The sequence below is a fragment of the Pseudomonas sp. NFACC08-1 genome (assembly GCF_900106735.1).
GTDB classification, from domain to species: Bacteria; Pseudomonadota; Gammaproteobacteria; order Pseudomonadales; family Pseudomonadaceae; genus Aquipseudomonas; species Aquipseudomonas fluorescens_Q.
Window position 1 is genome coordinate 776,195 of sequence record NZ_FNNL01000001.1, and the last position, 15,646, is coordinate 791,840.

Annotated in this window: 14 protein-coding genes; 3 read left to right on the forward strand and 11 right to left on the reverse strand. The window is 59.6% G+C overall.

Annotated elements, in window-relative coordinates; translation table 11 throughout:
• Positions 1-73 precede the first annotated feature (73 nt).
• The 3 genes from rpoD to rpsU form a co-directional block, all read right to left on the reverse strand.
• Positions 74-1,921 carry an RNA polymerase sigma factor RpoD gene (gene rpoD, locus BLU76_RS03585; RefSeq protein ID WP_063324103.1) on the reverse strand — a complete coding sequence of 616 codons (1,848 nt, stop codon included), beginning with the start codon at positions 1,919-1,921 and terminating at the stop codon, positions 74-76.
• 67 nt (positions 1,922-1,988) lie between these two features.
• Positions 1,989-3,947, reverse strand: coding sequence for a DNA primase (gene dnaG / locus BLU76_RS03590; protein ID WP_092221550.1), 1,959 nt, complete (start codon positions 3,945-3,947; stop codon positions 1,989-1,991).
• A gap of 480 nt (positions 3,948-4,427) precedes the next feature.
• Entirely contained in the window at positions 4,428-4,643 is a 216-nt protein-coding gene (gene rpsU / locus BLU76_RS03595; protein WP_002551877.1) for a 30S ribosomal protein S21, read from the reverse strand.
• A gap of 199 nt (positions 4,644-4,842) precedes the next feature.
• Here rpsU and tsaD point away from each other — a divergent pair, with 199 nt between their 5' ends.
• Positions 4,843-5,868, forward strand: coding sequence for a tRNA (adenosine(37)-N6)-threonylcarbamoyltransferase complex transferase subunit TsaD (tsaD, locus tag BLU76_RS03600; protein WP_092146407.1), 1,026 nt, complete (start codon positions 4,843-4,845; stop codon positions 5,866-5,868).
• Positions 5,869-5,876: 8 nt separating this feature from the next.
• Here tsaD and plsY read toward each other — a convergent pair whose 3' ends face one another.
• The gene (gene plsY / locus BLU76_RS03605) at positions 5,877-6,446 is read right to left on the reverse strand and encodes a glycerol-3-phosphate 1-O-acyltransferase PlsY (RefSeq protein ID WP_003206189.1); all 570 of its coding nucleotides are present in this window, start codon (positions 6,444-6,446) and stop codon (positions 5,877-5,879) included.
• A gap of 74 nt (positions 6,447-6,520) precedes the next feature.
• Between plsY and folB the strand changes: the two genes are divergently transcribed.
• Both folB and folK read left to right on the forward strand, forming a co-directional pair.
• Positions 6,521-6,874 carry a dihydroneopterin aldolase gene (gene folB, locus BLU76_RS03610; RefSeq protein ID WP_003206187.1) on the forward strand — a complete coding sequence of 118 codons (354 nt, stop codon included), beginning with the start codon at positions 6,521-6,523 and terminating at the stop codon, positions 6,872-6,874.
• Positions 6,865-7,383 carry a 2-amino-4-hydroxy-6-hydroxymethyldihydropteridine diphosphokinase gene (gene folK / locus BLU76_RS03615; RefSeq protein ID WP_057449623.1) on the forward strand — a complete coding sequence of 173 codons (519 nt, stop codon included), beginning with the start codon at positions 6,865-6,867 and terminating at the stop codon, positions 7,381-7,383. Before folB ends, folK begins: the two co-directional genes overlap by 10 nt.
• Before the next feature lie 80 nt (positions 7,384-7,463).
• On the opposite strand, the gene BLU76_RS03620 is transcribed toward folK, so the two are convergent.
• From BLU76_RS03620 to apaG, 7 genes are all read right to left on the reverse strand, one after another.
• Positions 7,464-8,690: a multifunctional CCA addition/repair protein gene (locus BLU76_RS03620; RefSeq protein ID WP_092146409.1), complete on the reverse strand. Its 1,227-nt coding sequence runs from the start codon at positions 8,688-8,690 to the stop codon at positions 7,464-7,466.
• Between the two features lie 63 nt (positions 8,691-8,753).
• A complete protein-coding gene (locus BLU76_RS03625; RefSeq protein ID WP_063324107.1) occupies positions 8,754-10,319 on the reverse strand; it encodes a SpoVR family protein in 1,566 nt (521 codons plus the stop codon).
• Positions 10,316-11,587, reverse strand: coding sequence for a YeaH/YhbH family protein (locus BLU76_RS03630; RefSeq protein WP_025215799.1), 1,272 nt, complete (start codon positions 11,585-11,587; stop codon positions 10,316-10,318). The genes BLU76_RS03625 and BLU76_RS03630 overlap by 4 nt, the downstream gene beginning before the upstream one ends.
• Positions 11,588-11,700: 113 nt before the next feature.
• Entirely contained in the window at positions 11,701-13,623 is a 1,923-nt protein-coding gene (locus tag BLU76_RS03635; RefSeq protein WP_003206178.1) for a PrkA family serine protein kinase, read from the reverse strand.
• Between the two features lie 300 nt (positions 13,624-13,923).
• Positions 13,924-14,253, reverse strand: coding sequence for a thiosulfate sulfurtransferase GlpE (gene glpE / locus BLU76_RS03640; RefSeq protein WP_003206176.1), 330 nt, complete (start codon positions 14,251-14,253; stop codon positions 13,924-13,926).
• 32 nt (positions 14,254-14,285) lie between these two features.
• A complete protein-coding gene (locus BLU76_RS03645) occupies positions 14,286-15,161 on the reverse strand; it encodes a symmetrical bis(5'-nucleosyl)-tetraphosphatase (protein WP_003206174.1) in 876 nt (291 codons plus the stop codon).
• Positions 15,161-15,541 (reverse strand): Co2+/Mg2+ efflux protein ApaG, encoded by a 381-nt coding sequence (gene apaG, locus BLU76_RS03650; protein WP_003206172.1) that lies wholly within the window; start codon positions 15,539-15,541, stop codon positions 15,161-15,163. Before apaG ends, BLU76_RS03645 begins: the two co-directional genes overlap by 1 nt.
• Positions 15,542-15,646: the final 105 nt, after the last annotated feature.

Sequence of the window (15,646 nt, forward strand, 5' to 3'; positions counted from 1 at the left end):
TGCTGAGGAGCGTAGCGAAGGGGATTTTATCTGTGCATAGCAAAACCCCCGGCAGGGCCGGGGGTTTTGAAGGTCACTCGTCGAGGAAGGAGCGCAGATGCTCGCTTCGCGTCGGGTGGCGCAGTTTGCGCAACGCCTTGGCTTCGATCTGACGAATCCGCTCACGGGTTACATCGAACTGCTTACCGACTTCCTCAAGGGTGTGGTCGGTATTCATGTCGATGCCGAAGCGCATGCGCAGTACCTTGGCTTCACGGGCAGTGAGGCCGGAGAGTACTTCGCGAGTCGCTTCCTTGAGACTCTCGACAGTGGCGACATCGATCGGAGACTGCATGGTGGAGTCTTCGATGAAGTCACCCAGATGGGAGTCTTCGTCATCACCGATCGGGGTTTCCATGGAGATCGGCTCTTTGGCGATCTTCAATACCTTGCGGATCTTGTCCTCGGGCATTTCCATGCGTTCGCCCAGCTCTTCCGGCGTCGGTTCGCGACCCATTTCCTGCAGCATCTGCCGGGAAATACGGTTGAGCTTGTTGATCGTCTCGATCATGTGCACCGGGATACGGATGGTGCGGGCCTGGTCGGCGATCGAGCGAGTGATCGCCTGACGGATCCACCAGGTGGCATAAGTCGAGAACTTGTAGCCGCGACGGTATTCGAACTTGTCCACCGCCTTCATCAGGCCGATGTTGCCTTCCTGGATCAGGTCGAGGAATTGCAGGCCGCGGTTGGTGTACTTCTTGGCGATGGAGATCACCAGACGCAAGTTCGCTTCGACCATCTCTTTCTTCGCGCGACGGGCCTTGGCCTCGCCGATCGACATGCGACGGTTGATGTCCTTGATCTCGGCGATGCTCAGGCCAGTCTCGGCCTCCAGCGCACTGAGCTTCTGCTGGCAGCGAACGATGTCCGGTTGCAAGCGAGCAATGGCTTCAGCGTATTTGCTCTTGCCCTTGGCCAGCGCATCGGTCCAGCTTTCGTCGACTTCGTTGCCAGGGAACTGGCGCAGGAAATCGGCACGCGGCATGCGGGCATCACGCACGCAAAGCTGCATGATCGCGCGCTCTTGCTGGCGCAAGCGATCCAGGGCGCTGCGAACACGTTCGACCAGGCCTTCGAATTGCTTGGGTACCAGCTTGATCGGCATGAACAGCTCGGCCAGTGCCAACAGCTCGGCAATCGCCTGCTTGTTGTTGCGGCCGTGCTTTTTCAGCGCCTTGCGGGTGATTTCCATCTGGTCGGCCACAGCGCCGAAACGCTGTGCTGCGATGATCGGATCCGGACCGCTTTCGGCTTCTTCCTCGTCGTCGCTCGCTTCGGCGTCGTCGTCATCGGTGTCGTCGTCGGCCTTGACGGCTTTCGCGTCGATCGGTGGCGGCACTTCGGCGGCAGGCGGCGCAATGCCGTCGTCCGGATCGATATAACCGCTCAAGACGTCGGACAGGCGGCCACCTTCGGTGGTGACGCGGGTGTACTCGGAGAGAATATGGTCAACCGTGCCAGGGAAGTGCGCGATAGCGCCCATCACTTCACGGATGCCTTCTTCAATACGCTTGGCGATTTCGATTTCGCCTTCACGTGTGAGGAGCTCTACCGTACCCATTTCACGCATGTACATGCGCACGGGGTCCGTGGTGCGACCAATGTCGGTCTCGACCGCTGCCAACGCTGCGGCCGCTTCTTCAGCGGCCGCCTCGTCGGTATCGGCGTCGGCCAGCATAAGGGCATCCTTATCTGGAGCAACCTCGAATACGTTGATCCCCATGTCGTTGATCATGCGGATGATGTCTTCCACCTGTTCCGGATCTGAAATATCCTCCGGCAGGTGGTCGTTGACCTCCGCGTAAGTCAGGTAGCCCTGCTCACGACCCAATAGGATCAACTCTTTGATACGAGACTGCTGTTGCGCTTTTCCGGACATAACACCCTATCCACTGAAGGTCTTGGCGGGCAAAAAACAAGCCGAGGATTATACCTGAGCTGTGACCTCACGCGCCAGTTGAGGTCGGGTTTGATGCGCAAACATTGCGGCTGAGTAAGTCGCGCAATTGGTTTTTCTCTTCGCTGGTCAACTCGCTCTGGCGAGCTTTTCGCAGAAGTTGTTCCAGGTTTCGCTCGCGTTGGCGGGCGGACAAGCTAGTAATGGTGTCGAAAAACTGTTGTTCAAGGTTATCTCCCTCAATCAGCCATTCCTTCTCGGCCAGGGCCTTCAACAGGCGCCCCTGCTCGGTGCCGTGCCACCGTGCAATCAACTGGAAAGAGTTTAGCTTGGGGTTCTTCTGCACGGCTTCAAGGAGTGCGACCAGCAATTGCGTATTGCTGTGGTCCTCGGCGGCGAAGTGCCCGGCGTCCTCTACTTTTTCCGCCAGTTGCGGGTGATGCAGCAAGGTGCGCAAGGCGGCCAGTGTTGGTGGTTCGACGGCGGCCGGCACGCGCGGGGCACGTGGCTGGTCGCGATCGCCGCGCTTGCCGTTCTTGTCCCAGGGTTTCTTGTCCCATTTCTTGCCGCCACTGCCGGGTTTTTTCGGTGTCCATTCCTGCTGGGGGGCGTAATCCTGCTGAGGTTGATGATAGTCGGCGAAATCCGGCATCGCGTCGTAATCGATGCCCGGGTCATAAGCTGGTGGCGCCTCCTGGGGGGCGCTGTGCACCAGTTGATTGACCGCTTCACTGTTCAGGCCGGTGATCTCGCTCAGGCGCTGGCGCATGAGTGCGCGCAGGTTGGCGCCTGGCACCTTGTCGATCAACGGTGCCGCGAGGGTGGCCATGTGGGCCTTGCCTTCGAGGGAGCGTGGATCGGCTTCTTCGGTCAATTGCTGGAAAAAATAGTCGGCCAACGGCTGTGCGTGCTGGTTGATCCGCGCACGGAACGCATCGGTGCCTTCGGAGCGCACCAGTGTGTCCGGGTCCTCGCCCTCGGGCAGGAACAGGAAGCGTGCCCGCCGGCCGTCCTGCAGGCACGGCAAGGTCGCCTCCAGGGCGCGCCAGGCGGCGTTGCGACCGGCCTGGTCGCCGTCGAAGCAGAACAGCACGTTGGGCACGACGCGAAACAGGCGCTTCATGTGCTCTTCGCTGGTGGCGGTGCCCAGGGTTGCCACAGCGTTGCGCAGGCCTTGTTGGGCCAGGGCAATAACGTCCATGTAGCCTTCGACGACAATGATTTCATCGAGGTTGCGGTTGTTCTTGCGTGCTTCGTACAGGCCATAGAGTTCCTGGCCCTTATGGAACACCGGGGTTTCCGGGGAGTTCAGGTATTTCGGCTTGTCGTCGCCCAGCACCCGGCCACCAAAGGCGATGATCCGTCCGCGCGTGTCGCGGATCGGAAACATGACCCGGTCGCGGAAGCGGTCGTAGCGCTTGCCCGTTTCGGCATTTTCAATCAGCAGGCCGGCGTCGATCATGGCTCGCTGTTGCAGCGTATCGCTGCTTAGGTGCTTGTACAGGTTGTCCCAGCCGGGCGGGGCGAAGCCGAGGCCGAAGTCCCGGGCGATTTCGCCGGTCAGGCCGCGGCCCTTGAGATAATCCACCGCAGCCTTGCGTGCCGGATGGTTTTTGAGGGCCTGGCGATAAAAATCCGCCGCCGCCGTCAGCAGTGGATAAAGCGGAGAATCGGTCGGTTGGCGTGGCTTGTGCTGTCGACCGCTTTCCTCCCGGGGTATTTCCATGCCGGCGGCTTTGGCCAGTTCTTCGACGGCCTGGGGGAAGTCCAGGTTGTCGTGGTCCATGATGAAGCCGAGGGCATTGCCGCCAGCGCCGCAGCCGAAGCAATAGTAGAACTGCTTGTCGGGGCTGACGCTGAAAGAAGGCGTTTTTTCTTTATGGAACGGGCAGCAGGCCGTGTAGTTCTTGCCCGCTTTCTTCATTTGCAGGCGAGAGCTGACCACGTCGACGATGTCGGTGCGGTTCAGGAGGTCGTCAATAAAGCTCTGGGGAATCAGCCCGGCCATGGCGTTCTCATCATCACTGCGCGAAATATGGACCCGAAATCGGCAGGCGTAACCGGGTCTGGGTTTGAGGCACGCTAAATCGGTGGCTCGACCGGGTCGTCTGCATCATCGCTGTCGGGAAGTGTATCTGCCGATAATCCACTGACGTTAATAACTATCAGTATTCGACTGTTTGAATGTGTTGCGCTGAGTCCGGTAACGGCTGTTCAGGCCTCGGATAGCTCATGAAGCGGACACGCAGGCAGGTGCCTTGGGCTGATCGTCGTTAGAGGAATCAGGGTGTGCTCGTCGGTAGCCTTGGAAGGCTCGTCAGGAAAGACGTGCACCGCTGGCAAAAGAGCCAGGTCTGACGCGGTGAAGCAGGTTGTCTATGTCGCGTCTGCGACATTTGACAGTGAAGCATCAAGCGTTATTCCGCAAATGCCATAAGCCCGGCTTGAAGGCCGGGCTTGGCAGAAGCTTGCTACGGACGTCTGTGTATTAGTACAGACGTACGGCGCGGCGCTGTTCGCGCTGAACTTTCTTGGCGTGACGCTTAACAGCGGCTGCTGCCTTGCGCTTACGCTCAGAAGTCGGCTTCTCGTAGAATTCGCGGCTACGAACTTCAGCCAGAACACCGGCTTTTTCGCAGGAGCGCTTGAAACGACGCAGAGCTACGTCGAAGGGTTCGTTCTCTTTTACTTTGACGGCTGGCATCCAGAGCTACCTTCATTCATTACCGGGGTCAACATCCTCGCGGCAAAAGAGCACTTGAAGACGTCGGTTTTTAAGGGTTGCGGATGTTAACCCCTCAACGCTCGGAATGCAAAGCCTCTGATCGAAAACCGCTGGTCGGGGCACAACGCGGCGACTATTATGCGCGCCTTCGAATTCAGCCTCTACAAGGCGCAAACCCATGCTAGTACTGGGATTAGAAACCTCCTGCGACGAAACCGGTGTCGCACTTTACGACAGTGAACGTGGCCTGCTGGCCGATGCGCTGTTCAGCCAGATCGACCTGCACCGTGCCTACGGCGGGGTGGTGCCGGAGCTTGCCTCCCGCGATCACGTCAAGCGCATGCTGCCCTTGATCCGCCAGGTCCTGGCCGAAGCCAACTGCGTGCCGACCGAGATCGACGGCATCGCCTACACCGCCGGCCCGGGCCTGGTGGGCGCGTTGCTGGTGGGCGCCTCCTGTGCCCAGGCGCTGGCCTTTGCCTGGGGGATTCCGGCCTTGGGCGTGCATCACATGGAAGGTCATCTGCTGGCGCCGATGCTGGAGTCGCAACCGCCGCAATTTCCGTTCGTCGCTTTGTTGGTATCGGGCGGTCATACGCAGCTCATTCGAGTCGATGGCATCGGCCAATACGAGTTGCTCGGCGAGACGCTCGATGATGCTGCCGGCGAAGCGTTCGACAAAACTGCAAAAATGATGGGCCTCAATTATCCCGGTGGGCCGGAAATTTCCCGGCTTGCGACGCAAGGGGTCGATGGGCGTTTCGTGTTCCCACGGCCGATGTGCGACCGTCCCGGCCTGGATTTCAGTTTCAGCGGGTTGAAGACCTTCGCCCTGAACACCTGGCAGCAGTGCGTCAGCGCCGGGGACGACAGTGAACAAGCCCGTTGCGACATCTCGCTGGCGTTCCAGCAGGCCGTGGTGGAGACTTTGACCATCAAGTGCAAGCGTGCCCTCAAGCAGGCCGGGCTCAAGCGCCTGGTGATCGCGGGCGGCGTGAGCGCGAACAAGGCCTTGCGGACATCGCTGGAGAAAATGCTCGGCGACATGAAAGGCGACGTTTACTACGCCCGACCGGAGTTCTGTACAGATAACGGCGCGATGATTGCCTTTGCCGGTTGCCAGCGCTTGCAGGCCGGCCAGCACGAAAGCCTGGCGATCAGCGTACAGGCGCGCTGGCCGATGGAGCAGTTGGCGCCCCTGTGAAGCGTCATTTAAAAATGCCGTTCGCGCCCGGCGAACAGGTCGCGTAGATTGCCCCGGTGACGCCAGACGATCAGCGCAACCAGCGCGGTCATCGGTAGCAAGGCCGCCGGTTCCTGCCAGGCCAGCAACGGCAGGGTCAGCGGCGTGGCGATCAGCGCGGCCAGGGAACTGGTGCGGGTCAGGTAGAACGTCAGCAGCCAGGCACAGACAGCCAGCAGGGCGGCGGGCGGGTACAGGCCCAGCAGCATGCCGGCGGCGGTGGCGACACCCTTGCCGCCACGAAAGCGAAAGTACAGCGGGAATAGATGGCCGATGACGGCGCAGACGCCAATCCAGGCCTGTTGCTGCAACGAGAGCCCTGCGAGGCTGGCGATCAATACCGGGACAAGGCCTTTGCAGAGGTCGCCCAGCAGGGTCAGGATGGCGAGTTTGCGTCCGGCCAGGCGCAGCATGTTGGTGGCGCCGGCATTGCCTGAGCCACTCATTCGCGGATCCGGGCGACCGGTCAGGCGGCTGAGCAAAATGGCGAAGGACAGCGAGCCGAGCAGGTAGGCGAGAATCGCCAGTAACCAAAACATGCTAACTATTCCGGGCGAGGACGCCCTGATTCTAACGGCGCATTGCGCCCTTGTCGTGCTGCGGAGAAGAGTGCTTGGACAGAGTGTTTATCGAGGGCCTGGAAGTCGACACGGTAATCGGGGCCTACGACTGGGAGCGAGGCATCCGACAGTGCCTGCGGCTTGACCTGAGCTTCGCCTGGGACAACCGTCCGGCCGCCGCGGGCGACGACCTGACCCTGGCACTCGACTACGCCAGCGTATCGTCGCGCATCCAGGCATTTGCCGAACAGGCGCAGTTCCAATTGGTCGAGACCTTTGCCGAGCGACTGGCCCAGGAGCTCATGGATGAGTTCAAGATCACCTGGCTGCGTCTGAAATTAACCAAGCCTGGCGCCGTACCGGCGGCCAGTGGCGTTGGTGTGGAGATCGAGCGCGGATGTCGCTGACTCAGGTTTTTCTCGGGCTCGGCAGCAATATCGAGCGCGAAACCCATCTGTGCGCCGGTCTTGAAGCCTTGGCCGGTTTCCTGGTGGACATCCGCTGTTCGGCCGTGTTCGAGAGCCAGCCGGTGGGTATCAAGAGCGGGCCATTCTTCAATTTCGTCGTCTCGGCCTTCACGGATCTGCCGCTGATGGAGCTGGATCGTCGTCTCAAGTTCATCGAGGCGGACAACGGTCGCTATGCGCCGGACCGCAAGGGGCTGCCGCTGGATATCGACGTGTTGTTGTATGGCGAACAGGTCGGCAACTTCGATGGATTGATCTTGCCGCGTGCGGAAATCCTCAAGAACGCCTTCGTCCTATGGCCTTTGTCGTTGATCGCGCCGGATCGGATTCACCCAGGCGTCGGCAAAAGCTTCGCCACTTTGTGGGAAGAATCGCAGATCGACCAGGTGCTGGCGCCAGTGGCTTTCGAATGGCGTGGCCAGCAGCTTACGCCATCGAATCTGCTGTGAGGCGCCTGCCGTCATCGCGAGCCTGCTCGCGATGGCGGCGTTACATCCGGCCGGAATGCGAACTGACCTGAAAACGCCCGTCAGCTCGCCGCCTCCTTATAGGCCTTCAACGCCTTGAGGCGCTCGCGCTTGATCGCCTCACCCAGCTCCGGTCCCTTGAAGCCTTTCTCCAGCAAGGGCTGCACCGCCACTGCGCGGGCTGCTGCCGCAGCGCCCCGCAAATAATCAGCCTGTGGATAACTTCTGTCTTCAAGCCCTTTGCGCCCCCGCGCATCCATCTCACAGGCTGCGATGAATTCCTCGAAGCGCTGAGGACGACGGTACACATCGAAACTCTGCAGCAGCTCAAGCAAAGTGGACGCCTTGAGCTCAAGCGCGCGATGACCATGGGTGTGGTATTGGCCTACCAGTAACGCCAATTCCTGACAGTCGCGGGGCGCCTTGAAGCGCTCGTTGACCGCTTTGATCAGCTTCAACCCCGTGTGCTCATGGGCGATGTGTCGCGGCCATTCGTGTTGGGGCGTCAGGCCTTTGCCCAGGTCATGGAGCAGGCAGGCCCAGCGGACTGTCAGCGGTTGTTGGTGCAGGGCGGCTTGTTCCAGCACGCTCAGGGTATGGACGCCGGTGTCGATTTCCGGGTGATGGGCTTCAGGCTGGGGTACGCCAAACAGCGCATCGACCTCTGGCATCAGGACCTTGAGGGCCGTGCAGTCGCGCAAGACCTGGATAAATACCTGCGGCTGTTTTTCCATGAGGGCGCGGGAAATTTCTTTCCAACTGCGCTCGGCCGTCAGTGCTTCCAGCTCGCCGGACTCGCTGAGTTGGCGCATCAGTTCAAGGGTTTCGTCCGCCACCTTGAAGCCCAGCGGAGCATAACGCGCGGCGAAGCGGGCAACCCGCAGGACTCGGAGCGGATCTTCGGCGAAAGCGGGGGAAACGTGGCGTAGCACCCGGGCTTCCAGGTCGCGCTGGCCGTGGTACGGATCGGTCAGGTTGCCATGGTCATCTTCGGCCATGGCGTTGATCGTCAGGTCCCGGCGAACCAGATCCTGCTCCAGGGTCACTTCAGGGCTGGCATGGAACACGAAGCCGCCATAGCCTCGGCCGCTCTTGCGTTCGGTGCGGGCGAGGGCGTACTCCTCGCCGCTCTTTGGGTCTAGGAATACCGGAAAATCGGCTCCCACCGGGCGAAACCCCTTGGCGAGCATTTCCTCGGCGGTGGCACCCACCACGACCCGATCGATGTCGGTGACGGGAATGCCTAGCAGGCGGTCGCGAACGGCGCCGCCGACTTTATAGATCTGCATAAAAAACCTCCGTTGGTCCGACAGGATAACCTGTGCGTCGGACGTCCGGAGGCGAAAACGGGATCAAAGATGAATGACGGCCAGGTCCAGGCGACCGTAGTCTCCTTCGGCTTGTTCGCCTCTGGGTGGTACGTGATGGGTTTTCATCACCTGGTCGCCTTGCAGGGTTTCCAAGTGGATGTCGAAACCCCAGAGGCGATGCAGGTGCTTGAGCACTTCGTCGGTGGAGTCGCCCAGTGGTTTGCGGTTGTGTGCCTGGTGCCGCAGGGTCAGCGAGCGATCCCCGCGGCGGTCAATGCTGTAGATCTGCACATTGGGTTCGCGATTGCCCAGATTGTACTGCGCCGCCAGGGTTTCGCGAATGATGCGGTAGCCGCCCTCATCGTGAATGGCAGGTACCAGCAGGTCATCTTTCTGATCGTCATCGAGGATGCTGAACAGTTTCAGGTCGCGGATCACCTTGGGCGAGAGGTACTGCAGGATGAAACTTTCGTCCTTGAAGCTGCTCATGGCGAATTTAATGGCGGACAACCAGTCCGAGCCGGCAATTTCCGGGAACCAGCGACGATCTTCCTCGGTGGGGTTTTCGCACATGCGCCGGATGTCGCGGTACATGGCGAAGCCCAGTGCGTAAGGGTTGATACCGCTGTAGTACGGGCTGTCGAAGCCAGGCTGGAACACCACGCTGGTGTGGGACGTCAGGAACTCCATCATGAAGCCGTCTGTGACCAGGCCCTCGTCGTACAGGTCGTTCATCAGCGTGTAGTGCCAAAACGTGGCCCAGCCCTCGTTCATGACCTGGGTTTGGCGCTGTGGATAGAAGTACTGGGCGATCTTGCGCACGATGCGCACGATTTCCCGCTGCCACGGCTCCAGCAGCGGCGCATGTTTTTCAATGAAATAGAGAATGTTCTCCTGGGGCTCGGCAGGGAACCGTGCATTGTCTTTTTCGTTGTACTTGTCTGCACCTTTGGGAATGGTGCGCCACAGGTCGTTGATCTGTTTTTGCAGGTGCTCTTCGCGATCCTTCTGGCGCCGACGTTCTTCTTCGGCGGAAATCGGATACGGCCGCTTGTAGCGGTCCACGCCGTAGTTCATCAGGGCGTGGCAGGAGTCCAGCAGGTCCTCCACCGCGTCGATACCATGGCGCTCCTCGCATTGCATGATGTACTGCTTGGCGAACACCAGGTAATCGATGATCGAGCTGGCATCGGTCCAGGTGCGGAACAGGTAGTTGCCCTTGAAGAAGCTGTTGTGCCCATAGCAGGCATGCGCCACCACCAGGGCCTGCATGCAGATGGTGTTTTCTTCCATCAGGTAGGCGATGCAAGGATCGGAGTTGATGACGATCTCATAGGCCAACCCCATCTGGCCCCGGCTGTAGGATTTCTCGGTGCTGAGGAAGTGCTTGCCGTAGGACCAGTGGTGATAGCCCAGCGGCATGCCGACCGACGCGTAGGCGTCCATCATCTGCTCGGCGGTGATCACCTCGATCTGGTTCGGGTAGGTGTCGAGGGCATAACGGTCCGCGATACGGCTGATTTCGCGGTCGTAGGCCTTGATCAGCTCGAATGTCCATTCGGAGCCGGTGGAAATAGGCTGGCGCTTCTGCTCTTTTTTGGCGGTCATGTCACTAACCTGCGCTGGAAGAGTTCACGGAAGACCGGGTAGATATCCCCGGCCGAGACCAATTGCTGTTGGGCAAATGTGTCGGAAAAAGCTTCGGCAATCCGTTCGTATTCGTACCACAAGGCCTGGTGTTCGCGTGGAGTAATTTCCACGTAGGTGTAGTACTGGACGAACGGCATGATCTGGTTGATCAGGATGTCACGGCAGATCGGCGAATCGTCGTTCCAGTTGTCGCCGTCCGACGCCTGGGCTGCATAGATGTTCCATTCGTTGGCGGGGTAGCGCTCGGCCATGATCTCCTGCATCAGCTTCAGGGCGCTGGAGACGATGGTGCCGCCGGTTTCCCTGGAATAGAAGAATTCCTCTTCATCCACTTCCCGGGCGCTGGTGTGATGGCGGATGAACACTACATCGATCTTGTCGTAGTTCCGTTTCAGGAACAGGTACAACAGGATGAAGAAGCGCTTGGCGATGTCCTTGGTGGCTTGGGTCATGGAGCCGGAGACGTCCATGAGGCAGAACATCACCGCCTTGGAGCTGGGGTTTGGCTGTTTCACCAGCAGGTTGTACTTGAGGTCGAACGTGTCGAGGAACGGTACGCGATGGATGCGGGCGCTGAGTTTCTCGATTTCCGCTTCAAGGTCCTGGATGTCGCCAAAATTGTCGGGTTCTTCGCGTTTCAGGCGGGCCAGTTCTTCCTTCACCTCGCGTAGTTTTGCCCGGCTGCTGCCCGACAGCGCGATACGCCGGGCGTGGGCTGAGCGAAGGGTGCGGATGATGTTGATGCGTGATGGATTGCCTTCGTTGCTGATACCGGCACGCACGGTCTTGAAGGTGTCGGTGCCGGTCAGGTTACGCTTGACCAGGTTCGGCAGTTCCAGGTCCTCGAACATGAACTCCAGGAATTCCTCCTGGGTGATCTGGAACACGAACTCATCCATGCCTTCGCCGGAGTTGCCGGCCTTGCCGGGTCCCTTGCCGCCGCCTCCGCCCTGGGGACGGGGGATGTGCTCGCCACTGGTGAATTCCTTGTTGCCGGGGTGCACGACGGTCTGTTTGCCACCGCGACCATGGTGAAGCACCGGCTCGTCGATGTCGCGACCGGGGATACTGATCTGTTCGCCGTGTTCCATGTCGGTAATGGAACGCCGGCTGACCGCCTCTTCGACGGCCTTCTTGATGTGGTCACGGTAACGCCGCAGAAACCGCTGGCGGTTCACCGTGCTCTTGTTCTTGCCATTAAGGCGTCGGTCGATCACATAGCTCATAGGCCCCTCCGGGGGAGCTTCAAGTCGTAAGCCTCAAGCTGCAAGGGGCGTGGCGTCGAGCCATGGGCTCAACGCCGTTCCCTTACAGGCTGTAGCTAGAAGCTTGCCGCTGCTTACTGCGATTTCCGGACCCGCAGATACCACTCGGAGAGCAGTCGTACCTGTTTGTCGGTATAGCCACGTTCGACCATGCGTGTGACGAAATCGTTGTGTTTTTGCTGATCCTCCTTGCTGGCCTTGGCGTTGAAGCTGATGACTGGCAGCAGGTCTTCGGTGTTGGAGAACATTTTCTTCTCGATGACCACCCGCAGCTTTTCATAGCTGAGCCAGGTTGGGTTCTTGCCGTTGTTGTTGGCCCGGGCGCGCAATACGAAGTTGACGATCTCGTTGCGGAAGTCCTTCGGATTGCTGATGCCCGCCGGTTTCTCGATTTTCTCCAACTCCTCGTTGAGGGCCACGCGATTGAGGATTTCGCCGGTTTCCGGGTCGCGGTATTCCTGGTCCTGGATCCAGAAGTCTGCGTACAGCACGTAGCGGTCGAAGATGTTCTGGCCGTACTCGCTGTAGGACTCCAGGTACGCCGTCTGGATTTCCTTGCCGATGAACTCGATGTAGCGCGGGGCCAGGTATTCCTTGAGGAAACGCAGGTAGCGCTCGCGGGTTTCGGCCTGGAATTGCTCTTGCTCGATCTGCTGTTCCAGCACATACAGCAGATGAACCGGGTTGGCCGCGATCTCGTGAGGGTCGAAGTTGAAGACCTTGGACAGGATCTTGAACGCGAAGCGTGTGGACAGCCCGTTCATCCCTTCGTCGACCCCCGCATTGTCGCGGTATTCCTGGATCGACTTGGCCTTCGGATCGGTGTCCTTGAGGTTTTCACCGTCGTACACGCGCATCTTCGAATAGATGTTGGAGTTTTCCGGTTCCTTGAGGCGCGACAGCACGGTGAACTGGGCAAGCATCTTCAGGGTGTCGGGAGCGCAATGGGCCTTGGACAGCGAACTGTTGAACAGCAGCTTGTCGTAGATCTTCACCTCATCGCTCACTCGCAGGCAGTACGGCACCTTGACGATGTAGATCCGGTCGATGAAGGCCTCGTTGTTCTTGTTGTTGCGGAAGGTATGCCATTCCGATTCGTTGGAGTGGGCCAGCAGGATGCCGGTGAACGGAATGGCCCCCAGCCCCTCGGTGCTGTTGTAGTTGCCTTCCTGAGTGGCGGTCAGCAGCGGGTGCAGCACCTTGATGGGCGCCTTGAACATTTCGACGAATTCCATCAGGCCCTGGTTGGCCCGGCACAGTGCACCCGAATAGCTGTAGGCGTCGGCGTCGTTCTGTGGGAATTCTTCCAGTTTACGGATATCGACCTTGCCCACCAGGGCGGAAATATCCTGGTTGTTTTCGTCACCCGGTTCGGTCTTGGCCACCGCGATCTGGTTGAGGATCGATGGGTAGAGCTTGACTACCTTGAACTGGCTGATGTCACCGCCGAACTCGGCCAGGCGCTTGGTTGCCCAGGGCGACATGATGGTATTGAGATAGCGGCGTGGAATGCCGAAGTCTTCCTCGAGGATCGCGCCATCTTCAGTGGCGTTGAAAAGCCCTAGAGGCGATTCGAACACCGGTGAGCCCTTGATGGCGTAGAAGGGCACTTTTTCGATCAGTTGCTTGAGCTTCTCGGCCAGGGACGATTTACCACCACCCACGGGGCCGAGCAGATAAAGGATTTGTTTCTTCTCTTCCAGGCCTTGGGCGGCGTGGCGGAAATAGGACACGATTTGTTCGATGCATTCTTCCATCCCGTGGAAGTCCGCAAAGGCCGGATAGCGGCGAATCACCTTGTTGGAAAAAATTCGCGAGAGCCTCGAGTTGGTCGAGGTATCCAGCAGCTCCGGTTCTCCGATGGCCAGCAACAGACGCTCCGCAGCCGATGCATAGGCACTGCGGTCCTGCTTGCAGAGTTCGAGGTATTCCTGCAGCGAGTATTCCTCCTGCCGCGTGGACTCGAAACGTTGCTGGAAGTGGCTAAAAATGCTCATGACGTCACCTCGCTCGATACGTGGAGCCGGTGTCGGATCAATCAGTCGATGCTGGACAGCCGCTGGGAATCCAGTTGCCGTTTTACCCCCCAGAATGCTTTCAAGCATGCAGGCTCTTGAAAGCTGACTCCCGATGACCCGCGCGCCGGTGTACCGGCTCTCCCCTGTTTTGGATGGCCTGAGGCTAAGGATAGTTCGGAATCGCGGAGGTAAAGGTGGAATACGTAATTAGTTATGGCAGACCGTTCGTCTGCCATCGCTCAAGCCCACGGTTCACGCGGGCTTGGACGGCATAAAAAATTATTCGTGATTGTCTTGCGCTGTTTCTGAAGGATAAGTCGCACGCCACAACTCAAAGCCGCCGTCCAGGCTGTAGACGTCGCTGAAGCCCTGGCTGACCAGATAGGCGGCTGCGCTCTGGCTGGAGTTGCCGTGATAGCAGACCACGACAGTCGGCGCATCGAGGTCGGCGGCACGGATGAAGTCGGCGATGGAATGGTTATCCAGATGCCGGGAGCCACTGATATGCGAAGCGGCAAAAGTGGCTGGGTCGCGGACGTCGACGACGACCGCGCCTTGCTCGCGCAGGGCCTGGGCCTGTTCCGGGGGGATGCGTTTGAATTCGCTCATGAGGGGCTCCTGTAGCTGAAGCGCAACGCCGGTCAAACGGCAGTGCCGGCCGGCAATGGTGCAGTGGTCGGGTGATGGGTTTTGGCGTGGCCCTGTTCATCGCAATCGCAATGCAGTTGCTCGCCAGTGTCGACGTTCATCAGGGTCATGGCACTGCCCCACACGCAACCGGTATCGAGGGCGAAGACGCCGGGTTCGTCGGATTGGCCGCCGAGTGCGGCCCAGTGCCCGAAAATGATCTTCAGGTTACGGGTCTTGCGCTCACTGTGCTTGAACCAGGGGGCATAGCCGGGCGGCGCCGTCTCGATACCTTCCTTGCCCTTGAGATCGAGCTTGCCGTCGCGGGTGCAGAAGCGCATGCGCGTGAAATAATTGGTGATGACGCGAAGACGAGCGCTGCCGGTGAGGTCGTTGTCCCACTTGACCGGCTCGTTGCCGTACATGCCGTCCAGGTAGGGGGCGAACAGGTTGTCGTCGCGCAATGCCTGTTCGACTTCGCCAGCACACTTGAGCGCCTTGCGCAGGGACCACTGGGGCGGGATGCCGGCATGGACCAGTGCAAGGTTGCGCGCCTCGTCGTAGTGCATGAGCTTCTGCTGGCGCAACCACTCCAGCAGTTCAACGCAATCGGGGGCGTCGAGAATTTCGCTCAAGGTGTCGGACTTTTTCAGGCGCTCGATGTTCTGCCAGGCAGCCAGCAGATGCAGGTCGTGGTTACCGAGCACGCACACCAGCGACTGGCGGATGCTGTAGAGAAAGCGCAACGTCTCAAGGGACTGCGGGCCACGGTTGACCAGGTCGCCCACCAGCCACAGCGTGTCTTTTTGAGGATCGAAAGCAACGCGCTCCAGCAAGCATTTGAGCGGGTCGAGGCAGCCTTGCAGGTCACCGACCGCATACGTGGCCATTAGTGCAGGGCTCCGGGCACGGCCAGGCGAAAGGGTTTGATGACGGCGTCGAAGCGTTTGCCGTCCTCGGCCAGCATCTGGTAGGTACCCTGCATGGTGCCGACCTTGGTCGTCATCACCGTGCCGCTGCTGTAGCTGTGGCTCTTGCCTGCATCGATCAACGGCTGCTGGCCGACCACACCTTCGCCACGCACTTCTTCGACATGGCCATCGCCGTCGGTGATGATCCAATGCCGTGACAGTAGCCTGGCCGGCAAGGAGCCGTTATTGCGCACGGTAATGCTGTAGGCGAAAGCGAAGCGGTCATGCTCGGGTTGCGACTGTTCTGCCAGAAAACGGGTGGTGACGCTGACGTCGACCTGGTAACGAGGATCGGACATGCAAAAAGGCCTTAAAAACGAAGCGGGACGCGGGCGCGACTCAGGAGATCAGTCTAGGCCAAGTATCGGGTAGTAGACCAGACTGGCGTACTGCCCGATAGCGAT